The sequence below is a fragment of the Chryseobacterium hilariae genome (assembly GCF_051400735.1).
Classification (GTDB): domain Bacteria; phylum Bacteroidota; class Bacteroidia; order Flavobacteriales; family Weeksellaceae; genus Chryseobacterium.
In genome coordinates this window covers 320,462-343,397 of record NZ_JBLFFJ010000005.1, presented here as the reverse complement: position 1 = coordinate 343,397, position 22,936 = coordinate 320,462, and the positions used below count along the sequence as shown (strand labels likewise).

At 37.7% G+C, this 22,936-nt stretch carries 18 protein-coding genes; 6 read left to right on the top strand and 12 right to left on the bottom strand.

Annotated features, from left to right (window positions below; translation table 11 throughout):
* Positions 1–225: 225 nt before the first annotated feature.
* Complete coding sequence (locus ACMGDK_RS16425) at positions 226–1,551, bottom strand: sigma-54-dependent transcriptional regulator (RefSeq protein ID WP_436808944.1); 1,326 nt, start codon at positions 1,549–1,551, stop codon at positions 226–228.
* Positions 1,552–2,004: 453 nt separating this feature from the next.
* On the opposite strand from ACMGDK_RS16425, the gene ACMGDK_RS16420 reads away from it, so the two are divergent.
* The gene (locus tag ACMGDK_RS16420) at positions 2,005–4,872 is read left to right on the top strand and encodes a M16 family metallopeptidase (RefSeq protein ID WP_436808943.1); all 2,868 of its coding nucleotides are present in this window, start codon (positions 2,005–2,007) and stop codon (positions 4,870–4,872) included.
* Between the two features lie 116 nt (positions 4,873–4,988).
* On the opposite strand, the gene ACMGDK_RS16415 is transcribed toward ACMGDK_RS16420, so the two are convergent.
* From ACMGDK_RS16415 to ACMGDK_RS16405, 3 genes are all read right to left on the bottom strand, one after another.
* Positions 4,989–6,071: a GNAT family N-acetyltransferase gene (locus ACMGDK_RS16415; protein ID WP_436808942.1), complete on the bottom strand. Its 1,083-nt coding sequence runs from the start codon at positions 6,069–6,071 to the stop codon at positions 4,989–4,991.
* The gene (locus tag ACMGDK_RS16410; protein ID WP_436808941.1) at positions 6,068–7,066 is read right to left on the bottom strand and encodes a polysaccharide deacetylase family protein; all 999 of its coding nucleotides are present in this window, start codon (positions 7,064–7,066) and stop codon (positions 6,068–6,070) included. Before ACMGDK_RS16410 ends, ACMGDK_RS16415 begins: the two co-directional genes overlap by 4 nt.
* Before the next feature lie 69 nt (positions 7,067–7,135).
* On the bottom strand, positions 7,136–9,274 hold the full coding sequence (locus ACMGDK_RS16405; protein ID WP_436808940.1) for a S46 family peptidase: 2,139 nt from the start codon (positions 9,272–9,274) through the stop codon (positions 7,136–7,138).
* Between the two features lie 363 nt (positions 9,275–9,637).
* On the opposite strand from ACMGDK_RS16405, the gene ACMGDK_RS16400 reads away from it, so the two are divergent.
* On the top strand, positions 9,638–10,126 hold the full coding sequence (locus ACMGDK_RS16400; RefSeq protein ID WP_436808939.1) for a copper resistance protein NlpE: 489 nt from the start codon (positions 9,638–9,640) through the stop codon (positions 10,124–10,126).
* 32 nt (positions 10,127–10,158) lie between these two features.
* Here the strand turns inward: ACMGDK_RS16400 and ACMGDK_RS16395 are convergent, their stop codons facing one another.
* Positions 10,159–10,806 (bottom strand): MgtC/SapB family protein, encoded by a 648-nt coding sequence (locus ACMGDK_RS16395; RefSeq protein ID WP_436808938.1) that lies wholly within the window; start codon positions 10,804–10,806, stop codon positions 10,159–10,161.
* A gap of 130 nt (positions 10,807–10,936) precedes the next feature.
* Here ACMGDK_RS16395 and ACMGDK_RS16390 point away from each other — a divergent pair, with 130 nt between their 5' ends.
* From ACMGDK_RS16390 to ACMGDK_RS19750, 4 genes are all read left to right on the top strand, one after another.
* On the top strand, positions 10,937–11,494 hold the full coding sequence (locus tag ACMGDK_RS16390; protein ID WP_436808937.1) for a YdeI/OmpD-associated family protein: 558 nt from the start codon (positions 10,937–10,939) through the stop codon (positions 11,492–11,494).
* A gap of 27 nt (positions 11,495–11,521) precedes the next feature.
* Positions 11,522–11,920 carry an immunity 22 family protein gene (locus ACMGDK_RS16385; protein WP_436808936.1) on the top strand — a complete coding sequence of 133 codons (399 nt, stop codon included), beginning with the start codon at positions 11,522–11,524 and terminating at the stop codon, positions 11,918–11,920.
* Positions 11,921–12,093: 173 nt separating this feature from the next.
* Positions 12,094–12,558: a hypothetical protein gene (locus tag ACMGDK_RS16380; protein ID WP_436808935.1), complete on the top strand. Its 465-nt coding sequence runs from the start codon at positions 12,094–12,096 to the stop codon at positions 12,556–12,558.
* A 30-nt stretch (positions 12,559–12,588) separates the two neighbouring features.
* Entirely contained in the window at positions 12,589–12,753 is a 165-nt protein-coding gene (locus tag ACMGDK_RS19750) for an FEKKY domain-containing protein (RefSeq protein WP_495849248.1), read from the top strand.
* A gap of 321 nt (positions 12,754–13,074) precedes the next feature.
* Here the strand turns inward: ACMGDK_RS19750 and polA are convergent, their stop codons facing one another.
* From polA to tssD (ACMGDK_RS16345), 7 genes are all read right to left on the bottom strand, one after another.
* Positions 13,075–15,909, bottom strand: coding sequence for a DNA polymerase I (gene polA, locus ACMGDK_RS16375; RefSeq protein WP_436808934.1), 2,835 nt, complete (start codon positions 15,907–15,909; stop codon positions 13,075–13,077).
* A 185-nt stretch (positions 15,910–16,094) separates the two neighbouring features.
* The gene (gene tssD / locus ACMGDK_RS16370; protein WP_436808933.1) at positions 16,095–16,502 is read right to left on the bottom strand and encodes a type VI secretion system tube protein TssD; all 408 of its coding nucleotides are present in this window, start codon (positions 16,500–16,502) and stop codon (positions 16,095–16,097) included.
* A gap of 312 nt (positions 16,503–16,814) precedes the next feature.
* The gene (locus tag ACMGDK_RS16365) at positions 16,815–17,729 is read right to left on the bottom strand and encodes an ankyrin repeat domain-containing protein (protein ID WP_436808932.1); all 915 of its coding nucleotides are present in this window, start codon (positions 17,727–17,729) and stop codon (positions 16,815–16,817) included.
* Position 17,730: 1 nt separating this feature from the next.
* On the bottom strand, positions 17,731–18,993 hold the full coding sequence (locus tag ACMGDK_RS16360; protein WP_436808931.1) for a Tle-like phospholipase domain-containing protein: 1,263 nt from the start codon (positions 18,991–18,993) through the stop codon (positions 17,731–17,733).
* A 19-nt stretch (positions 18,994–19,012) separates the two neighbouring features.
* Positions 19,013–19,855: a hypothetical protein gene (locus ACMGDK_RS16355; RefSeq protein WP_436808930.1), complete on the bottom strand. Its 843-nt coding sequence runs from the start codon at positions 19,853–19,855 to the stop codon at positions 19,013–19,015.
* A 34-nt stretch (positions 19,856–19,889) separates the two neighbouring features.
* Positions 19,890–22,085: a type VI secretion system Vgr family protein gene (locus ACMGDK_RS16350; RefSeq protein WP_436808929.1), complete on the bottom strand. Its 2,196-nt coding sequence runs from the start codon at positions 22,083–22,085 to the stop codon at positions 19,890–19,892.
* Positions 22,086–22,300: 215 nt separating this feature from the next.
* Complete coding sequence (gene tssD, locus ACMGDK_RS16345; RefSeq protein WP_436808928.1) at positions 22,301–22,711, bottom strand: type VI secretion system tube protein TssD; 411 nt, start codon at positions 22,709–22,711, stop codon at positions 22,301–22,303.
* Positions 22,712–22,936: the final 225 nt, after the last annotated feature.

Sequence of the window (22,936 nt, the reverse complement as noted above, 5' to 3'; positions counted from 1 at the left end):
GCCTATCATTTTGATAGGTCCGTTATTGAAATGATAGGGATCAGAAGTTTAGATGTGAAGGGTGAAAAGTGAATTTTGCTTCGCAAGTGAAGAGTGGATTCAAGAAACAAGATTTTAGATGCCAGATATTGGACCTCAGATTTCAGACATGAGGTTTAAGCTAAAACTGAGATTTAGGCTAAAGATTATGAGACAAATAAGCTTATTTTAAGACTCGAAACTCATTTACCTCAACCCATATTCCTCCAGCTTACGATACAGTGTGGCAATGCCAATTTCCAGCAGTCTTGCGGCTTCGGCTTTATTGCCTTTGGTATATTGCAGAACTTTCTGGATGTGTATTTTTTCCAGCGTTCTTATGCTTAAAGAGTCGCTTTCAGGAACTGCTTTATCCGAATAATGCGGAAGGCTTTCGGCATCCAGAATATTGTTTTCCATTAAAATAAGGCTTCTTTCCACCGCATTTCTGAGTTCGCGGATATTTCCTTTCCAGTCGTTTTTTTCCAGCATTCTATAATAATCCGGATTCACCTGAAGGTTTGAAAGGTGAAGTTTACGAGAGAAAATATCGATGAAATTTTTGGCCAGCATTTTCAGATCTTCTTTTCTTTCACGCAATGGCGGAAGATGGATCTCAAAGACATTCAGCCTGAAATACAGATCTTCCCTGAAATGGCCCTGCTTTATTTCTTCTTCCAGATTTCTGTTGGTTGCAGCGATTAGCCTGAAATCGGATCTGGAAACTTTTGTTTCTCCCATTTTGATGAATTCTCCGGTTTCGAGAACACGAAGAAGTTTGGCCTGCAGTTCAATTGGCATTTCACCTATTTCGTCTAAAAATAAGGTTCCGCCGTTGGCTTCTTCTATGAGACCTTTTTTATCTTTTACAGCGCCTGTAAATGCTCCCTGCTTATGACCGAAAAGCTCACTTTCAAGAATTTCTTTGCTGAATGCTGAACAGTTGATCGCCACAAAATTATTTTTCTTTCTATCGCTTCCTTCGTGGATTGCATTGGCAAAAACTTCTTTTCCGGTTCCTGTTTCTCCGGTAAGAAGAACGGCGGCATCCGTTAAAGCTACTTTTTCAGCCAGTTTTTTAGACTGAAGGATGAGAGGAGAAATTCCGATGATCTGTCCGAATCCTTTTGATACAGTAATTTTTTGGCCAATTCTGGAGCGGTTATCCTTTACTTTTTCCAGTGCTTTGTATACCAGCGGAATGATCTTCTCGTTATCATCCCCTTTCACCAGATAATCATAGGCTCCGTTTTTCATGGCCTGGACAGCATCAGTAATATTCCCGAAAGCCGTCATCAGAATAATTTCGAGATGCGGATATTTAGTTTTGATGGATCGTACGAGTTCTACTCCGAAAGCATCAGGAAGGCGGACATCGCAGAGCACGACATCAAACTCATGCTGCTCAAGCATGGTCATTGCAGAACGTGCTGTTGAAGCTTCTTTTACGTTAAAATCTTCTTGGGAAAGAATCATTCCTAATAATTTCAGGAGCTTGATCTCGTCATCGATGATCAGAATGTTTCCGTGCATGGTGTGAGTTTTTGGAAAACTACTGCAAACTTATTGAATTTATTTTGGAAAGACGCATAGAAAGTAAAGAAGACTGATTAGGACTACGGCTGAGAATATTTCATCAACATACTTGAATCAATCTTCATTTGTCCAGCATCAGGAATTTCTACAAACCCAATTTTTTTTGTAAAGATTAAATGCTTTAGCATATTCTATTCTGAATTTTCGGTTTTTAATGCTTCATCATATTTGGCTCCGAAAGATCCATGGAATTTTTAAGGCTTTCCAGTCTGATCGCTCTGTAGATTTACTTTCTTCGGGTAAAAGCTTTTACTATTTAATGTTCATTGCGATCTTGGTTTGTATAAATTAAAACTATAGATGCAATAATAAGGAAATTTTGATTTGTTCCTTTTTGATTCCTTACATTTGTAAGGCATTCTGATTTTTAGGGATGAAATGAGTTAGCTTATGATTGACAAGAGATATAGAGAAACGGTTCATACAGATAAAAACAACTACGAATATACTACAGTTACGCATGACGAAAATAAAGTAAGAATTTATACGTTAAAAAACGGCCTAAAGGTTTTTCTTGCTCAAAATTTTGATGCTCCCAGGATACAGACTTATATACCGGTAAGAACGGGAAGTAACAATGATCCATCCGACAATACGGGACTTGCACATTATCTGGAACACATGATGTTTAAAGGCACTTCGAAGATCGGAACGCAGAACTGGGAAAAGGAAAAGGAACTTCTCGACCGGATTTCAGCACTATACGAGGAACATAAAACTGAACAGGATTCTGAACAGAAAAAAGAAATCTATAAAAAAATAGACGAGGTATCCCAGGAAGCCAGCCAATATGCGATCGCCAATGAATATGATAAGGCGATTTCTTCCCTTGGAGCCAGCGGAACCAATGCCCATACGTGGTTCGATGAGACGGTTTATAAAAATAATGTTCCGAATAACGAGCTTGAAAAATGGCTTAAAATAGAGAAGGAAAGGTTTTCAGAGGTTGTCCTGAGACTTTTCCATACGGAGCTGGAATCGGTATACGAAGAATTCAACAGAGCGCAGGATAATGACTCGAGGCTTGTAAACTACGAGCTTATGGCAGCCCTTTTTCCTACGCATCCCAACGGACAGCAAACGACACTCGGAAAGCCTGAACACCTGAAGAATCCTTCAATGAAAGCTATTCATAAGTATTTTGATGAGTATTACGTTCCGAATAATTATGCAATGGTTTTGGTGGGAGATCTGGATTTTGAGGAAACGATTCAGCTGGTTGATCAGTATTTTGGAACGATTCCTTACAGAGAGCTTCCGAAAAAGACACCTGTTATTGAACAGCCATTAACGGAAATCGTAAAAAGAACGGTTAAAAGTCCTACAACGCCAAGAGTTCAGCTGGCGTGGAGAACAGACAGCTATGGCACTCGTGAGGCAATGCTGGCAGATATTACGGCCAATATTCTCAGCAACAGAGGGGAAGCCGGACTGCTTGACCTTAATATTAACCAGACGCAAAGAATGCTTTGGGCACAGGCTTTTTCTGTAGGCTTAAAGCAGTATGGATATTTTTCTATCGTAGCGGTTCCGAAGGAAACACAGACTTTGGATGAAGCGAAAGATATGGCTCTGGAGCAGATAGAGCTGATTAAAAAAGGAGATTTTCCGGACTGGATCCTTCCTGCAATCATTAATGATTTCAAAATTCAGAGGATGAAAGGTTTGGAAACGGCAGATGGATTAGCTACCAATCTTTATGACACCTATATCAAAGGCAGAACCTGGGAGCAGGAACTGAATGAAATGGATGAGTATGAAAGTTTCACCAAAGAAGAGGTTATAGATTTCGCCAATACCTTTTTTAAGGACAATTATGTTATTGTTTACAAGGAAAAAGGTGTTAATGACCAATTGGTAAGAGTCGAAAACCCCGGAATTACCCCGATTAAAATAAACCGTGATGCACAGTCTGACTTTTTAAAGGAAATTATAGCTGAAAAAACGGAAGATATACAGCCGGAATTTATTGATTATGAAAAAGAAATCCTTACCGATACGGTAAAAGATAAAAAACTGAGCTTCGTCCGTAATAAATATAATGATATTGCGCAGGCACACTTTATTTTTCCTTTCGGAAGCGATCATGACAGGGATCTTGGGATTTCCACACAATTACTGCAATATCTTGGAACTGATGATCTTTCGCCTGAAGATTTGAAGAAGGAATTCTTTAAGATCGGGGTCAGCAATGATTTTAAGACAACGAATGATCAGCTTCTGATCTCACTGAGCGGACTGGAAGAAAATATTGAAAAAGGAATTGCCCTTTTACAGCACTGGATGTATGATGTAAAACCGGATCAGGAGATCTACAGGCAGTTTGTAGAAACGGTTCTGGAAAACCGCCAGGCTACGAAAAAAGATAAAAACCGGATCATGACCGCCCTGACCAATTATACAAAACTGGGCAGCTTCTCACGTTACACGGATATTATTTCGAAAGAGGAGCTTGAAAGCAGCAGTGCGGAAGTATTTACGGACAGAATGAAAAAGCTTTTCAAATATCCTTACGAGATCTTTTTCTATGGGAAAGATCTTGAAAATTTCAAACAGTATATTGAAAAATACGTGGAAAATGAAAGCTTCCGGATTCCTGAACCTAAACAATATCCTGAACCCGAAACCAACGGGAATGTCTATTTCATGAATTATGACATGGTACAGATGGAAATGAGCAAAGTAGGAAGAGGCCATCAGGTAGATACTTCAAACTTTGGAAAGATCAACGTTTTCAATGAATATTTCGGAAGAGGACTTTCGTCTATCGTTTTCCAGGAGATCCGGGAAAGTAAAAGCTTAGCGTATTCAGCGTATGTTTCCTATGCAGCCAATTCCGAGCTGGGACATCCTGATTATGTCACCACGTATATCGGAACGCAGCCGGATAAGCTCCAGACTGCCGTAAGCACAATGAGCGAGCTGATGAATGAGCTTCCTGAAGTGGCGATCCAGTTTGAAAATTCCAGGAATGCCGCCCTGAAACAGATCGCTTCGACCAGAATTACCCGAAACAATATATTTTTCAATACGCTAAGACTGAAAAAACTCGGAATCTACCACGATTTCAGAAAAGATATCTATGGACAGATCGAAAACCTGAAATTTAACGATCTGAAGGATTTTTACCAGACGAAAATCAAGCCAATACATTTTAATACAGCGATTATTGGTAAGAAAGAAAACCTGGATATGGACGCTGTGAACCAGATGGGAACCTTTAAAGAATTAACGTTGGAAGAAATCTTCGGACATTAAAAAAATCAAACCGCTTCATTATTGAGGCGGTTTTTTTATTAATTGAATTCAAGTATAAGAACCTAAAAAATAATACACTGGAAAAAAACAGGATTTGTATTGATTTTAAGCTAAATCTAGGTCATCATACAATCTCCGTCTCCGTCCTGATATTGTGGATCAAATCCTTCCGGCAAGTGCTGGATCAGCTGTTTGTGGAATAAGTATCTTCTTTCAAAATTACGTTCGTAGATTTTAGGAAATGTTTTTGACTGTTCTATTTTGGCATTGAATTCCTTCTGATAGCTGGTTAAAGTTTTTACTTTATTGCTGACAATAAAATAGCTTATGAAATCAATAAAATGGTCTAAACCGGAAGCTTCTGTAAACAGATAAGGGATTTTAAGATTTCCGTCCCTGAGCTGAAGCAGTGAGCAAGCTGTCAATGCATTATCAGCATCATAAACTTTAACCCAGACATATTTAAAAACCTCAGCATAGCTGGAAAACAGGTATTTATCTTCTTTCTGCTTACTTTCCAGAACCCATGGATTTTTCATGAATACATTGATTTCATCGGCATTTCGCTTACTCTGGAATTTTGACATGAATTCAGAGCTTTCGGCATCAATCTGATCAAGGATTTCGAATCTGAATCCGGGCTTTTTGATGGTAGAGTTCTTTAGGGAAATTAAAGAATTGGCAACAGCATCAGCTATTTGAAAAAGAGGCTTCAATACTTTGGTTTCAGGCTTTTTCTCAGGAATAATGAAGGCTGCATCTGAACGGAAATAATATCTTTTTCCAGCCTTTGGATAAGCATACTCGAAAACGCCCAATATATTGTAAAGAGCTTCTGCTTCTTTGGTAAATTCTGTTGCGATAATATTGCCGTCATATTCTTCAAACATCTTATTCAGCAACGCTTTTGCAATCCTTTTTCCACGGAATTCTTCACTTACAAACAGGGTACTTAACCATGCATAATGGAATATTTCTCCGTCTATCAAATAACTATCAGGAAAACAGCCTACATATCCCGCCAGTTTTCCGTCATAAAAAGCCAGAACCAGAAGCGTCTGATTATCTAAAGCTTTCAGGTTTCTGACCTGAGATTTTGCCCGGTGCTCTGAGATAGGAAGAAAATTAAAGTTTCTGAAATCTCCTGAGGAAACAAAATCTTCAAGTTCTTTTTTGTTAAATGTCTTCAGCTCCGTCATCTTCTCACTATTTTATTTTTGTTGATGATTTTTTTCAATCTGAAATAAGCGGTTTCTTTTTTTAATATGCTTTCTCCGCTCTCTCCCATTTCCATCGGAATTCTGTGGAAAAGCCTTTCAACGCTGTCTAATTTTGCGCCTGCACTTCCAAAACAACAGAATAGTTCTTTATTTTTAAACAGCTCATCAAAGAAATCTTTTTTTACTCCAAAGTCGGTAAATGGAAATGCAAAGCTTTCGTATAGAAAACCATTCTCTTTTAAATAATTAAAAGTCCGGTCGGTACTTTCCATCTGCTCTTTTAAGGACAGTTCGCTATATTTTGGATGATCCCAGCTGTGGGAGGAAATTCCGTAGCCTCTTTGTGTCAGGGATTTTAACTGGTCTGTTGTAAGGTAAGGCGTGTGCTCTTTAAGATAAGCATTGCAGTCAATTTCAAATTTTTCAGTAAGCCTGTCCAGGAGATTTCTTTTATGATAGCTGATTTTTAAAACCTGCTGTTTTAAACTTTCTTTTGAGGGATTTTCCAGAGAAAGCATTTGACAGACTTCAGTATCTGTTATTTTTGTTTTTTCCGCAGCATCAATAATTAAACTTGCCTTACATCTGAACATCAGTTCCTGATTATCAATAAAAGCCGGATTTATAAAATTACAGGCATATATTCCCTTCCGTTCCAGAATAGGAAGCACAGTATCGTAAAATTCTCTGAAACCATCATCAAAAGTCAGGAGAGCAATCTTTTTTTTAGGTTTAAAGTTACCATTGATAAAGTCCTTGAATTCTGACCAGCTCACGAACTGAAAATGTCTTGAAAGACAGTCTATATCTTCTTCAAACTGCTTTGTATTCTTATATTGAATAATATGTCGGATGTGTGGCAGATTTTCATCTGAAACACAGTGATAGACAGGCAGGCAGTAATCCATCGGAAAAGAATTCCCGATATTTCCCGTTTCGAAGGCGGCGAGCATACTGATGATCTTATCTTTCATCTCTATTAAATAAAAAGAATCTATTCAAATTGGATTTAAATAGATTCTTAAAGGTATCACTTTTGTGTATTATTTTATCACCTTCATTTCGTCGATAAGCCATTTGGAGTCGGCAAATTTATCGATAATGAACAGAATATATTTGGTATCTACCATGATGTTTCGGCTGAAACGCGGGTCGTAATTGATATCACTCATTGTTCCCTCCCACTGCCTGTCGAAGTTAAGTCCTACAAGGTTTCCGTTGGCATCAAGCGCCGGACTTCCTGAGTTTCCTCCCGTTGTATGGTTGGTTGCAGTGAATCCTACAGGAACATCTCCTGTTTTGTCTTTATAGATACTGTAGTCTTTTTTGTTGTAAAGATCGATCAGTTTTTTAGGAACATCAAATTCATAATCTCCCGGAATATATTTCTCCATCACTCCAGCCAAATGCGTCTGATAACCGTAAGAAACAGCATCTCTAGGTGTAGAACCCTTTACTTTTCCGTAGGTTACACGAAGAGTAGAGTTCGCATCCGGGAAGAATTTTCTGTCTTTATCCGTTGCCATCTGCTGTGCCATAAATTTCTTCTGAAGGTCATCAATTTTTCCCTGAAGAGAAGTGAACTGAGGATCAGCATTTTTCATATACGTTTCTTTCATAGAAACATACAGCTGGTAAATCGGGTCTTTTTTCAAGGTCTTGATCAGCTTGTCCTGGTTGGAAAATGCTTTCTCAATATCTCCGGTCAGAGTTGCTCCGTTTACCTGTTCTCTTCCTGTTATGATTGAGTTTTTAGACATTTCTTCCACCACCGGAATATTCTGGTTCTCGTCTTTATATTTACTGAATCCGGCCGGCAGGAACTGAGGAGCGGTTTTATTGGCGTATAAAGCCAGTAATTTTGCTGTCACCTTAGCATCAAGTTCTGCACTGTAATCCTTGTAGAATGAAGTTACCTTTTTCTTTAATTTGGTAAGCTCTTTTTCATCCATTTTTCCTGCTTCCACAGAAGCAATATAGTCGTAGTAATCACCTGCAAGCTTCAACGTTTCAGCATTTTTTACCACTTCTGTATAGTAGGCATTGTTTAATGCGTAAGGAGCCTGATCATTGTATAGTTTATTCAGCTGGTCCAGAGTTGCTTTGATCTCATGATTTTTAGCTACCAAAGAGCCTTCGTACATCACTTTTTTCTCCACCGCATTGGATTTTTTCAAACCTTCTACTTCACCAATCCATTTTTTCCAGTAATTGGCTACCGATGCATATTTTGAAGAATATTTGATACGCGTTTCGCTGTCTGTACGCATTTTCTCATCCAGTGTTTTCAGCGCCACCTCACGTACGGCAATTCTTGCAGGATCTATATCTGTCATAATCTTTTCCACAGCTACTGCAGGAAGATATTCCGTTGTTTTTCCCGGGAACCCGAATACGAATGTAAAATCGTTTTCAGCTTTATCTTTTATAGAAACAGGAAGATAGTGTTTCGGAACGTAAGGAACGTTGTCTTTTGAATATTCCGCAGGCTTGTTGTCTTTCCCTGCGTAAATTCTAAACATGGAAAAATCTCCGGTATGTCTTGGCCAAACCCAGTTGTCGGTATCGCTACCGAATTTTCCTATGCTCTGAGGCGGGGCCCCAACCAGACGGATATCTTTGTAGGTTTCCGTGGTAAAAGCGTAATATTTGTTACCGTAATACATTGATTTTACAATGATCGACTGGTAAGATTCTATTTTCTGAGAGTTTTTGTAAACTTCAATATTTTTATTAACTTTTTTAGTCAGTTCAGGCTCTACAAGGTTGTCTGTTCCTTCCAGAATTTGATCTGTTACTTCTTTGATATCTACAATGAAGTCTACTTTTACACCCGGGTTCGGAAGTTCCCCGTCCGGATTTTTAGCCCAGAAACCATTGGAAAGAAGATCATTCTGAACTGTAGAATGAGCCTGGATCTGTCCGTATCCACAGTGGTGGTTGGTCAGTAACAGACCTTTAGGTGAAATGATTTCTGCAGTACACCCACCGTTAAACTGTACTACTGCATCCTTTATGCTCGGCTTCTGAGTATTAAAAATGTCTTTGGCAGAGATTTTCATTCCCAAATCCTTCATTTCCTTTTCATTCAGCTCTGTAGGAATCCACATTCCTCCATATTGTTGTGCAAATGCCATTGCAGCCGGCAAAAGAAATACGGATAAAAGTATCTTTTTTGTCATAATCAAAATTTTGTCCCAATTTACAAAGAATATTATACATATGCCTTATGAAATAATAGCGAAAACGTTTTTTGACAGACGGGAGCAATAGATTGTGAATGGTGAATTTTGCTGCGCGAGTGAATAGTGAGTTTTATAGAGTCAGAGCCAAGAACCAAGAGCAAGAATCAAGAGCCAAGATTTCAGATGATGGATTTATATTTCAGAGGAAATAGCTTTACATATCTCTGGAATTCCATCTTCTGTCTTATACTTTTACCCTTAAAACACTAACTAACTCTCAACTCTAACTCCTGTCTGTGGCTCAGTTTTTGTTGGTAATAAGGAACTTAATTATTCAAAATATATCAAAATTATTTAATCATGGTAAATAACAAAATCTTCATTTTGGGAATTGCATCTGCTGCATTTTTAGCATCGTGTAATCCTAAAGAAAAAAATCCTGAAACTATTGATACAACCACGGATTCTGCAACGGTACAAGCTCCTGCTTCTGACAGTATTGCAAAAGTAACTCCTTCTGCTCCGGGCGATACTTCGGAAAATGCTCTTGACTGGCCGGGAACGTATGAAGCTGTAGTTCCTTGTGCGGACTGTCCGGGAATTAAGACCTCTCTTACTATTAACAATGATAAAACGTTCAGCATCACCGAGGAATATATCGACCGAAATTCGAAAAATCAGGATAAAGGGACTTTTGAATGGAATGCTGCAGGAAGTGTTATTACTCTAAAAGGAAAAGATACCAATTATAAATACAAGGTAGGCGAAAACATTCTCATACAGCTGGATATGGACGGAAAGGAAATAACCGGTCCGAACAAAGATCTGTACGTTTTCAAGAAAAAATAAGGGCCTAGGCCTTTATTTTTTTTGTTTTTACCTTAAAATTGGTAGGCTGTAATTTTAGGATCATTAATAAGGCTTTTTACCACCTCATCATGTTTCGTATGTTTTCCGGTGAGCATCCATGTTATGGAAAGGGTTCCATGTGTATACTGCAGTTTGAGCATAAAATGTTTCAGATGATGTTCTTCAAAGATTTTTTCACAATGTTTGATATCTTCTGATCTTGTTACGGTTATTTTATATTCCCTTATCTTATGGCTGCTGTCTATAAAATTCTGAAGGTATATCAGCGCACTGAGGATCAAAAGCACTAAAGCTGTCCCAAGCAGCGAAAGATAAACATAGCCTGAACCTACAGCCATTCCTATTGAAGCGGTAGCCCAGATAGTCGTTGCAGTGGTAATTCCATCGATCTTATTATCGCCTTTAAAAATCACGCCAGCTCCCAGGAAACCAATTCCGGTAATGATATTGGCTGCCAAACGGTCTGGATTTTCCACTCCTATCTTAATGGAGAGAATGGTAAAAAGACAGGAACCGAAACACACCAGAATAAAAGTCCGCAGACCCGCTGATCTGTTCCGGTATTCCCGTTCTGCGCCAATCAGCAGTCCCAAAAATACGGAGATCAGTATCAGCAGCAGTTCGTTTTGTATAACATAATGATCCTGAAGAAATTCCATTGCACTGAGTTTTACCTGAATAAAATTACAATAAAAAAGTGTATTTTAATGTCTTTTGATGAATCAGTATTGTACTGTTTAAAAGAAAAGTTTTGTAATATTACATTTTAATTCCAATAAAAGATTCAGAATGACACCTATCTTTTTTGCAACAAAGGAAGAATTCAGAAAGTGGATGGAGGAAAACCATAGAAAAGAAAAAGAAATTCTGGTGGGTTTCTATAAAAAAGACAGCGGAAAATCTTCTATGAACTGGTCTGAAGCTGTGGACCAGGCTTTGTGCTTCGGGTGGATAGACAGTGTAAGAAGATCTTTAGATTCAGAAAGCTACTCTAACCGTTTTACCCCAAGAAAACCGAATAGCATCTGGAGTATCATCAATATAAAAAAAGTGGAAGAGCTGACAAAAGCCGGGCTTATGACTTTAGAAGGGCAAAAGGCATTTGAAGCAAGGAGAGAAGATAAAACGGGAATTTATTCGCATGAGAAAGAGCACATCATCCTTGATCCGGTGTATGAAAAGCAATTTAAAGCTCATAAGAATGCATGGGCTTTTTTTGAGAAACAGGCTCCTTCTTATAAAAGGATGGTCATTCACTGGCTGATGAGCGCGAAACAGGAAAAAACAAAACTCTCCCGATTGGAAAAAGTTATTCATGAAAGTGAGCAGTTAAAGAGATTAAAATAAACATACAGTATACTTAAAAAATAATTTATGGAGAAAGAAATTTCACACTTTTGGTTGGGATATTTTAAAAATGAAGATGCCTTTAATGATTTTGCGGAAGAGGATGAAAGTTATTACACAGAAGAGGAAACGGAGGATCTTTATGTCTCAAAATTTGCAGAATCACAGAATATACAGTGGTTTGATTATGATTTTATGGAATATGGCTTTGAAGATGAAAGTTTAGGCATCTACGAAAAATTTACCTATTATTCGTATGCTGATCAATGGCTTCCTGTTGTGGAACAGAAGATCAACGAGCTTGGCCTGGAAACTCCGGTAAATGCTATTATTTTCGCCAACAAACATGTAATTCCCAATCCGGTTTCGGTGAATGATGAGGAGTATGCATTATATTACATCGGCGAAATTGAATACAATATCTAACCTTCTGTGAGAAGGGCTTTAATAAAGGATCATAAGAATCTGCTGAAGTTTTTTGTGATCCTTCAGATTGAAGCGGTCAAGAAAAATTGTCCTTATTGAAAATTAAGACTATAAAGTAAGTTACTTTCCAGACAATTTAAAATTTTAATTATCTTAGGCTTAATAAATTACTTATGAAACAGATTCTATTTATTTTGCTGATATTTTATACATCAACTGCATTTGGACAGAATAAGTGCACCTTAAAACTAGAATCCAATACTACCCAACTGCAGGAAAAAGGAATTATAGAACTCTCTGTAACTAATACAGGAAACAAGAAAACTAAGATTAATAAAGTTTTTTCAGCTTACCGACTTCAACTTCTCAAAATCCGGGAAAATACACCAAACAAGGAAAACAAAATAGAATATACAGCTGATGTAGACTGCTTTACTGACTGCATAAAAAATACAGTAAAATTAAGGGCTGGAGAAAGCTACCTATACACTATTCCTATAAAAGAAACCATTCAATATACTAAGCTACTCAACGGCAGAACATACAGTTTCCATTTATTTTTTGACCTTATTGACCTTACTCCTGAAGACTGCAATATCTATGGTCTGACGGATAACGAAGTTGTTTATACAAAATAAACCTCGAATAATGTTTTATCCTCGAAGTATATAAGATATGCCGGATTTGTCGTTCCTACTTATGATGAAAAAACAACTCACCTGATCAACAGCATTTATCGAAAATATGGAATTATTCCAAAAAATACCGGATGTATTATTGATGCAATGGATACAAAAGCACAGGAAAAATACCGAATAGAAATCAATTTTTGAAGAACCATAAATCAATACTTTCTTAAATTAATACAAAAGTAGTATTTCACAGGAAATTTAAACTTCTTATCTTTATCTTGTATTGAATCTGAATGAATTGTCATTCTTTTAAAATACAGGCCTTAAAAAACCAGAGACGAAGGTAAAATCGATGAGGTGAAAAATGATTACAAATTTTCTGTACCATGCAGAAAGTTGAGAAGACTAAGTTTTAGTCTTCTTTTTTGTTGTAAAGGCCACATTGAGCAATCTTCATCCCAGATTCAGATAAAAAATAAGGTGAGTTTAAAACCCACCTTATTTTAATTTTACAGTATTTTATCAATGTGCTTCCAGCCAGTTGTTCCCAACTCCCACTTCTACCAATAAAGGCACCTGTGTCTCCAAAGCACTTTCCATCTGGGTTTTAATTAACTTTGAAGCTGCTTCAATTTCATCTGCCGGAGCTTCAAATATAAGTTCGTCATGCACCTGGAGAAGCATTTTAGTCTGCAGCTGCTGTTCTTTAAGTTCCTTATCGATTTTGATCATGGCCAGTTTTACAACATCTGCCGCGCTTCCCTGAACCGGTGCATTGACGGCATTCCTTTCTGCATGGCCTCTCACCACGAAATTATTGGAATTGATATCTTTTAAGTGACGCTTTCTTCCTAAAATTGTTTCCACATAACCTATCTGACGGGCTTTACTGACTTGCTCTGCCATATACTCTTTTAGCTTCGGATAGGTTTCAAAGTAGGCTTCGATCATCTGTTTGGCTTCGGTTCTTGAAAGTCCCGTTTGCTCGGCCAGTGCAAAAGCTCCCTGTCCGTAGATGATACCAAAATTCACCGTCTTTGCCTGACTTCGCTGGGTTTTGGAAACTTCTTCCAAAGGAATTTTAAACAGTTTTGCCGCTGTTGAAGCGTGAATATCTTCTCCGTCCTGGAAAGCTTTGATCATATTTTCTTCTCCTGAGATCTCGGCAATAAGGCGAAGCTCGATCTGAGAATAATCGGCAGAGATGATCTTTTTCCCTTCTCCTGAAACAAAAGCTCCCCTGATCTGCTGTCCGCGCAGTGTTCTGATCGGAATATTCTGAAGATTGGGATTTACACTTGCCAGACGTCCTGTAGCAGCCGTAGTCTGGGAAAAATTGGTATGTACCCTGCTGTCCTGTTTATCGATCTGTGAAGGCAAAGCATCTACATAGGTAGATTTCAATTTCTGATAGGTTCTGTATTCCAGGATATGCTTGATGATCTCATGTTTTGAGCTCAGCTTCTGAAGAACGTCTTCTGACGTTGCGTACTGTCCGGTTTTTGTTTTCTTTGCTTTGGGATCCAGCTGCATTTTTTCGAACAGGATTTCTCCAAGCTGTTTGGGTGAATTCATGTTGAATTCTTCACCTGACAGTTCAAAAATTTTGGCTTCCAGCTGTCTCAGATCATTTTCAAGATCAATACTTTCCTGGGCCAGCCATTTTTCATCGAGTGAAATTCCGGCTAGTTCCATATTAGCAAGAACTTCCATCAGAGGCATTTCTATTTTAAAGAAAAGATCTTCCAGGTTCTCTTTTTTCAATTGTGGGGCAAAAAGCTCATACAGCTGGAAAGTTACATCAGCATCTTCCGCAGCATAGTCGGTCTGCGTTCTAAGGTCTGCATCTCTGAAAGTCCCTTGATTTTTGCCTTTTTTCCCGATAATGGTTTCAATGGAAACGGGTTTGTAGTTAAGATACACTTCGGAAAGATAATCCATTCCGTGTCTTCCGTCCGGGTTCAGCAGATAATGGGCGATCATCGTATCAAACATCGCACCTTTTACCGTAATATCATACTGTTTTAATATTTTATAATCGAATTTTAAATTGTGAGCAATTTTCAACAGGTCTTCTTTCTCAAAGAACGGTCTGAAAATTTCCAGTGTCTGAAGCACTTCTCCTTTGTCCTCAGATAAAGGGACATAGTAAGCCAATCCTTTTTTATAGGAGAAACTCATCCCTACAAGCTCTGCCTCCAATTCGTTCAATGAAGTGGTTTCTGTATCAAAACAGACTGCTTTCTGTTTTAACAGGTTACTGACCAATACTTTCTGTGCCTTCGGATTATTTACAAACTGGTATAGATGATCATTTTTGTCAATAGAAGTTTTGGTAGAAGTGGCCTGATCCAATTCTTCAAAATTGGCAAACAGGTCAAGCTGCATCACCTGTCCTTTTATTTCTGTACCAGCAGAGGTTTGTGTCACTTCAACTTCACTTACGATTACAGTTTCTGCCGGTGCAGAAGCAAACGCCCGGTAAAGATTTTCGTATAATCTTCTGAATTCTATTTCGTCAAAAACTTCTTTTACTTTTTCGAAATCCGGTGTATCAAGATCGTACTGTTCCTGATGAAATTCTATAGGTGCATCACAGATGATGGTTGCCAGCTTTTTGGATAGAATTCCGCGTTCTGCAGAAGCCTCTACTTTTTCTTTCAGCTTTCCTTTCAGCTTGTCGGTGTTTGCCAGCAGGGTTTCTATATTTCCGAATTCTTTAAGGAATTTCATGGCTGTTTTTTCTCCTACTCCATCCAATCCGGGGATATTGTCCACGGCATCTCCCATCATTGCAAGGAAATCTATAACCTGCTTAGGATCATCTATTTCATATTTTGCTTTTACTTCTTCTACTCCAAGAATTTCTATATCACCTCCTTTTAAACCTGGTTTATAGATTTTAATTTTATCTGTAACCAGCTGGGCAAAATCTTTATCCGGTGTTACCATGAAAGTGGTATAACCTTCTTTTTCTGCTTTGCAGGCAATGGTTCCTATTACATCATCCGCTTCATAACCTTCTACTCCTAATATGGGAATATGCATCGCCTCTAAAATTCTGTGAATGTATGGAACAGCTATTTTGATTGCTTCGGGAGTTTCGCTTCTGTTGGCTTTGTAGTCTGAATAATCATCAGTTCTTACACTTGCCTGTCCTACGTCAAAAACTACAGCGAGATGGGTCGGCTTTTCTCTTCTGATCAGTTCGATCAGGGAATTGGTAAACCCGAAAATAGCAGAGGTATCCACACCTTTGCTTGTGAGCCTGGGATTCCTGATCAATGCGTAATATCCTCTGAATATCATCGCATAAGCATCGATGAGAAAGAGTCTTTTATCTTGTGTTGCGTCCATAATGTCTATAATGAACAAATATAAGAAAATAGGAATATTTTTTCGAGTTATAAGTTATGAATTGTGAGTTATAAGTTTTAAGATATGCTTTCTAAAAAGTGTTGTACCATGGCTATAAAAAAACAGAACAGCATTTCTGCCGTTCTGTTCTGGTGTTATTTTTTTACTAAAAGACTTGGGTCTTATTAATTACCTAAAGGCCACATTCCGCGATACTCAGAGTTACCAAGAGTGATAACTTCTGCGCTTACTACAAAGCTGATCAGCATACTGTTGCTGTCAACCGCATCGAAATCTACTTCATGCTGGATCACGTATCCGTTTTCCCACTTCAAAGTAGTCAGTGTACCTTCTTCGTGAGATTTGTTGAAAGTAACCTCTCCTGTTGTCGGCTTATATTTTCCGTTCAATAAGCTTTCTAAAATATCAGACTTTTCTGTAGCTTCTACTGTAATTTTGATAAGGGCATTGGAAGGGTCCGATGCTACACGTCCTGAAACGTCTGTAGATCTTGATACGCTGTAGTTAAGCTTTAACAGTTTCTGACCTTCTCCTCCGTTGAATTTTAAGATTCCTCTTGAATTTGCTGCCATGATTGGTGAATTTTAATTGTTATATATAATGTGAATAGTGATTGATTACAGAGCAAAGATAGAATCGATATGAATAAAGAAAAAGTTTTCGGCGGCAAATCTGAAATATTGTAGTAATTCTACGATTTGATGTAGTAATTCTACGACTTTTGACTTAACATAATGCTGTAAATGTCTGTTTAAAGTAGAAATGACGCTTTTAAGAAGGTTAAATTTCTTATATTTTACACTATCATGGGAAATATAAAAGTAAAATCAGACCTTGTCCGATCTGATTTTTATATTTTATTAAAGTATTGTTTCCGGTTGTCTTTATTTTCCTTTTACAATAACCAAATCTTCCTGATAGCGGCTTTCACCGTAATTCTTTTTGAAATTGACTGATATTTTATCTTTAGGGCTCAGATTTTCATAAAGCTTGATCCTGAGTTTCGCTTCTTCTATTGTATCTTTTTGGTAAGGAAACTGAATATTATATTTTTCAATCAGCTGTTTTTTTAATGCTAATAATTTTTGATAATATGGAGAATCCGGTAAACTACGTTCATTTTTTTGCTTTTCCTTGTATTGAATATAATTTGCCATTGGAGAAAGATTTGTTCCGGCAATAACAGGCTGCCCTCCTTTTTCCAGAAAATAGCTGGCCAAATCCAAATCATCTCTTGTAGCATCTTCCATAATATTACCTCCATTATAAGATACATTATTAATATCTGCTCCATGTTCAAGCAAATAGTTTATCATTTTTCTTTCAGCATTTTCATCTCCCAGCATCATCGCATCACTAAGCGGATTCACCCCAACTGCAGGATTAAGTGTTGCATGGTATTTTAATAATAAATTCAACATATCATAATCATTAAGGGCTACGGCATGCTTAACCGGCAAACCTTGAGGTAAAATAATATTAGGATCAGCACCATTTTGTAACAAGGCTTCCATTGCTTTCATATTTTCAAGTAATGCAGCATAATGCAATAAGGTGTACCCATTATCTTCTTTTCTATCACTTAACTGGTTAATTATTTCCGGATGATCCTTAATGACATTTGTAAGTTCAGCATTGTTTTCATCAAAAATACTTTGCGCAGCTTTAAGCTGTGGACCCTCAAATAGTTTTCCAGGCGGAAGATTTTTTCTATTTACATTTTTACGGGATCTAAGAACAGAATCTGAACAATTGTTAAGTGTCATAATGGATAGAAGTATTAAAATAATTGCTTTCATATTATATATTATTTGCTACAACGTCTGTATTGATTGTGCTCATCATAGCCTGAAATGCATCATTATAAGCACTGTGGCCGCTTCCAATGGTCTTTATACCAAGCCCTTCATTATCTTCAATATATCCGTAAATTTCATGTTGTTCATTTAAAGCACGGGGAACACCTCCGGTAAGCCCTCCAGCTCCTGCAAGTAAATTAAGTCCTGGGATTCCTGAAAACGCTAATGTGGAGAGTAGGCCCTCTCTATTGTTTTGCAACCCATTAAGAATGTCATTACTTGTACTGTAATTAATAATATTTGAAGTTGACTTTACAGCTCCTTTTTCATCAAGATAATTTAAGGTATTTTGATGGACGCCTCTTGTATTAAAGGTATACCCCGGAAGTCCTGTATAATAGGAAGCCATTGCACTGTTCCCTCCTCCTAAAGAATGTCCTGTAAATTTCACATTTCCATTGGTTGCATAATCCATTTTCTCAGCAAGGCTTCTGGTTTTTTCTATTTGAGGAGTAGCAAAGCCAAAGGCCTGTCCTCCATCTTCAATAAACCAGTCATGATAGAATTGCATCCCTTTCGGCTCGGAACCTCTAAACGCTACAAAAAAATCTCCTGTTTCTTTGTTGTGATATAAGGACGCATAAAAGCCATTATCATTATTTGTATTAAAATCTTCTTTCTTCAATACTCCCGGTCCAAATAATTCGTCTAATTTACCTTGATCATCTGTATTAATGCGGGTATACCCATCTATTGATACATCGTTTCCCTTCTCATCCTTGTACCCATCTTCATAAGAATTTTGTGCCATTTGGCTGGCTGTACTCGCCTCCTGCAGCTGAGCAATGGGTAGATGAAAAGTAACCTCTCCTCCTATGAAACAATGTAAACTGGAATTTTGCAGTAAAGGTTTTTTATTTTCAATTCTTACTTTTGGATGGGTATTTTTCCAATCGCTTCCTTTGCATAAAAATGAGCAGATATTCAGACAATCATCTATCAGGGCACTTCCTGCCCAGGCTGCGGCTGCCAAAACCAAAAGTCCGCCGGAAAAAGCTGCTGCTACAGCAACTCCGGCTAAAGCTCCTGCTATCATCATTTCAGGACAAATAAAATTGTCTTTAAAACGGTCATCCTCCGTAGCCATTAGTTTGGCCCCTTTTTTCAAGTTTACCGAAGACTGGGAACTGACTCCAATTCCTACCAACCTTCTGCCTTTACTACAAGTAAGCGGAGTACCCTGTGCGATATATAATTGACTCATAGTGATAGTAAATTAATTGTTATTTTTTATTTAACCTTACATGATATCTACAGACATAAATCATTTTTTCATTAAGCTCTTCTTTCACATGGAATATGATCTCGGATAATACCGAATCTTCATTATAGATATATTCTCCATCTATGGCATATTTATATTCCAAAGGATTCCCCAGGGTTCTCTGATATTTATCTTTATATATATTTTCAAACCGGGATTCGTTACTTTTACTTTTCCCGTCCAGCTTAACAGTATAACCACCGCCTTCATTTTTTGAAATTTCGTATGCTGAACTGTATACTAGTTCCTCTCCCGGAAAAAGCGTTGATAAAGTAGTTCTTACAGGGATTTCATCAGTAAAACTTCCTCCTCTGAATACCGGTAAAGGATAAAACATAGTCTGGTATAATAAATTACGTCCTATGTTAAGATCTATATTATTAAACTCTTTATCATAGATTTGAATAAAAGTTTTATAACTCTCTTTTACCAGTTCAAAGAAATGTAAATCCTTTTTTATCCCATCCCATTTGCTTAAAATTTCATTTTTGTTGGTGACTTCATTAATGCTTTTATCTGTATTCAAAGATAGCTCCACTACCTCTGTTGCCTTATTTATTTTCTCAAGGATTTCATAAAAAGGCTGCATTTGGCCGTCTGATTGAATATACCGCTGGCTGGAAGACTCCACAGTGATGTGGTTGTATTCACCCGGCAATATAGTCCAGTCCTGTTCTATTTCTGTCTGGTTGGCTTTTCCTGTTCCTAATGTAAGATAGGATTTTATATTGATATGATATTCTGCTTTTTTATACCAGGCATATTTAAATCCTGATAAGTCATTATTTGGTTCCAATGTCATGCTCTGATAAATTTTTAGAATAAATTACACAACATTAGTTAATATCGACTTTACTTCCTGTGATAAATACATCTCCCGTTGCATTAATTGAAGTCACTGATTTACTGTGTATACTTAAGTTATCCTGTGTGACCAGTAAAGCATTCTGTAACGAATTCAAATCCAGCATTCCCTCTTTGGCAGAAATAGTGATTCCTTCTTTGGTGATGGTAATGCTGTTTTCCCCTACTTTTAATTCAATTTTTGTTTTTCCTTCCACAGATATGTTTCCACTGGCATCCATTTTTAAAACCGAATTAGCCGCTTCTCCTTCTTTTCCACCTACATTAATAGAACTCGTACTTCCGGCATTGACCGTATTATTGTTTCCTACGTTGACTGTTTTATTATTATTGGCATTGGTCTGTGCATTTCCTGCACCATCAAATTTCATATTGGCACCGCCCTGATCGGTCAGAAAAACAGAACCTTCACCATCATTCAATTCTAACTTATTTCCGCTTCTGCTGCTTAAGCTTTTTATGTTATTACCTGTTCCGCCTCCGCCTCCGATTCCGCCATGGAACATTCCTCCCATTACAAAGGGACGGTCCGGGTGCTGATGCACAAAATTGACAATGACCTGGTCTCCAACCTCCGGAATGGCCATAAACCCTCTATTTTTGCTTACTTTATCACTACTTCCCGCATCTGGTGTCATTACCCTTACAAATTCTGTAGTGTCCGGTCCGCCCTGCCAATCAAACTGAACTTTCACTCTTCCCTGATTCATCGGGTCTGCATTGGAAACTACCTTGGCAAATTGAGGTTCAGCTTTAGGAGTTTCAAATTCCGGGCGGGGAATAAATCCTGTGTCCGCTGCAATAGCTTCAAAAGTCCCGTCGTAATAACCTCTTGCATTAACTTCGTGGGTAACGCCTACGATCATTAATTTAGTGAAATAAGAGGTATCATTGGTATCTGCTTTACGCATTTCAATATCTGCAGTGCACCCGGGATACAGGAATGGAACTGTTGTAGTTCCTGAAGTTATAAAAACCTCCGATGCTTTACTTCCCGCCGTTCCTTTTTGAGATGCATCAATATCCATAAATGATGTAGCTTTGATTGGAGCCACTCTCAATGATGGAGTTTTAAATGTTCTTTCTGATATTTCGTAAGCACGTTTGGCAATATCCGAAGTATGGCTGATTTTCGAGTTTCCTGCTATTAGTTTCTCATTTTTACTGCTGTTGTATCCATAAAAACTTGGACTCACGTGCTGAGCTTTCATCCTGATGGCAATATCACTTACGCTGCTTCCGTAGGTAAGCTTAACAGGCTTTTCCTGTGGCGGAAGCTTCCCAAAATGAAGGACCTCACCGTCATAATAAAACTGTTCACCATAAGCTTCAGCTATTCTTGCCAGATAATTATAATGGGTTTCTTCATACTGAGAGCTGTAAGGAACATTACCGTGTTGGGCATCTACCCTGAAATCAAATTTATTTTGCCCCAGGCCCTCTTTTATTACATGATCGGCAATACTGTTCAGGCTTACTTCCTGTCCGCCTCCGAAACTCTGAATATGAGGTGCCGCATCCAGCAATACTGTGGGGCTGAAACCTGTAAGAACAATATTTCCAAGGCTTCCTTTTTCCTGGCTGAATCCCACTTCTGTAATTACACCTACAAAATTACGTTCAGGCCCCTGCTCAATATCTTTATATTTAAATACTACTGTAATTCTTTTTCCTAAAAAGTTTTGTGCTTCCTGCAAATTATGATTTTCGGCTCCTCCTAAAGCATCGTGAGCCATTATCAGCTTGAATTCGTGATGTTTTGAAGCACTCTGCACCAGCTTAAAATGTTTGAAATGCCTGATCATCTGTCCTTCTATTACAATATCAAGCATGACAACACGGTTAATTCCAGCAATATAATTTTCAGAAATTGCCGCTGCATTATGTATTTTAGAGGTTGGCTGTTTTGACCATACCTTGTTTTCTATTACGGATGAATTATTGGGAACCACGGTTTGGTTCATTAACATTTTAGAGCCCTGAGCAGCACCGGAATAGATTTCCTGCGCCTTTTTTGCGGACTTTTTTACCGCTTCATCTGCTTTCTGAAGCTTAGCATCTATTTTTTGTACAGCAATATCTTCAGCATCTTTCAGCTGTTCTGCCGCTATATCTTTTGTACTGCTTTTGGGGTTTTGTACTTGTATTGACCGATCATCTTTAAACATAAGTGTGTGGGTTTTGCTTAAACTGTATAATACATTTGAATAGCTTCCAGATGCTCCACGATCGAAAGCTTCTCCGTTCTTATGTAACCGGGTTATATAAGAACTTCGGCAGATCATATTGGTTCCGATTGTTTAAAAACGGCAAAAACAGAATAGTATATTCTTGCGAATACACTATTCTGTACCAATTTATTTTACTAAGATGATTGTTCAGATTATTTACCTTCTAAAGGCCAATCCCCGTCAAATTTAGAAGTACCGTAGTCAATTGTTTCTGCGCTAACTACAAAACTGATCAGCATACTGTTTTCGTCTATTGCATCGAATTCTACCTGGTGCTGGATCACATATCCATTGGTCCAGTTTAATGTAATCAGTGTTCCTTCTTCGTGAGATTTATTGAAAGTAACTTCTCCTGTTGTCGGCTTATATTTTCCGTTCAATAAGCTTTCAATGATATCAGATTTTTCAGTAGCTTCTACTGTAATTTTGATAAGGGCATTGGAAGGGTCCGATGCTACACGTCCTGAAACATCCGTAGATCTTGATACGCTGTAATTAAGCTTTAACAGTTTCTGACCTTCTCCTCCATTGAATTTTAAGATTCCTCTTGAGTTTGTTGCCATGATTTGTAAATTTAATCGTTAATATTTTGTGATTTGGTGATTGATTGTATAACAAATATATAACGTCATAGCAGGATAAAAAAGCTTTTGAATATAAATTTTAAATTTTGTAGTAATACTACGACTTGATGTAGTAATTCTACGATAATTGATTTAAAAACAACAAATAAATACCTGATTTTAAATTATTTAAAATCAAATAACAACTGTATTCAAAAATATCTA

What these genes read in the sequence shown, in the direction of transcription:
- ACMGDK_RS16420 (WP_436808943.1), top strand. Translation starts at nt 2,005, where the DNA reads ATGATTGACAAGAGATATAGAGAAACGGTTCATACAGATAAAAACAAC.
- ACMGDK_RS16415 (WP_436808942.1), bottom strand. Translation starts at nt 6,071, where the DNA reads ATGACGGAGCTGAAGACATTTAACAAAAAAGAACTTGAAGATTTTGTT.
- ACMGDK_RS16390 (WP_436808937.1), top strand. Translation starts at nt 10,937, where the DNA reads ATGACACCTATCTTTTTTGCAACAAAGGAAGAATTCAGAAAGTGGATG.
- ACMGDK_RS16400 (WP_436808939.1), top strand. Translation starts at nt 9,638, where the DNA reads ATGGTAAATAACAAAATCTTCATTTTGGGAATTGCATCTGCTGCATTT.
- tssD (WP_436808928.1), bottom strand. Translation starts at nt 22,711, where the DNA reads ATGGCAACAAACTCAAGAGGAATCTTAAAATTCAATGGAGGAGAAGGT.
- ACMGDK_RS16425 (WP_436808944.1), bottom strand. Translation starts at nt 1,551, where the DNA reads ATGCACGGAAACATTCTGATCATCGATGACGAGATCAAGCTCCTGAAA.
- ACMGDK_RS16360 (WP_436808931.1), bottom strand. Translation starts at nt 18,993, where the DNA reads ATGAGTCAATTATATATCGCACAGGGTACTCCGCTTACTTGTAGTAAA.
- ACMGDK_RS16350 (WP_436808929.1), bottom strand. Translation starts at nt 22,085, where the DNA reads ATGTTTAAAGATGATCGGTCAATACAAGTACAAAACCCCAAAAGCAGT.
- ACMGDK_RS16355 (WP_436808930.1), bottom strand. Translation starts at nt 19,855, where the DNA reads ATGACATTGGAACCAAATAATGACTTATCAGGATTTAAATATGCCTGG.
- ACMGDK_RS16365 (WP_436808932.1), bottom strand. Translation starts at nt 17,729, where the DNA reads ATGAAAGCAATTATTTTAATACTTCTATCCATTATGACACTTAACAAT.
- ACMGDK_RS16410 (WP_436808941.1), bottom strand. Translation starts at nt 7,066, where the DNA reads ATGAAAGATAAGATCATCAGTATGCTCGCCGCCTTCGAAACGGGAAAT.
- ACMGDK_RS16405 (WP_436808940.1), bottom strand. Translation starts at nt 9,274, where the DNA reads ATGACAAAAAAGATACTTTTATCCGTATTTCTTTTGCCGGCTGCAATG.
- ACMGDK_RS16385 (WP_436808936.1), top strand. Translation starts at nt 11,522, where the DNA reads ATGGAGAAAGAAATTTCACACTTTTGGTTGGGATATTTTAAAAATGAA.
- polA (WP_436808934.1), bottom strand. Translation starts at nt 15,909, where the DNA reads ATGGACGCAACACAAGATAAAAGACTCTTTCTCATCGATGCTTATGCG.
- ACMGDK_RS16395 (WP_436808938.1), bottom strand. Translation starts at nt 10,806, where the DNA reads ATGGAATTTCTTCAGGATCATTATGTTATACAAAACGAACTGCTGCTG.
- tssD (WP_436808933.1), bottom strand. Translation starts at nt 16,502, where the DNA reads ATGGCAGCAAATTCAAGAGGAATCTTAAAATTCAACGGAGGAGAAGGT.
- ACMGDK_RS16380 (WP_436808935.1), top strand. Translation starts at nt 12,094, where the DNA reads ATGAAACAGATTCTATTTATTTTGCTGATATTTTATACATCAACTGCA.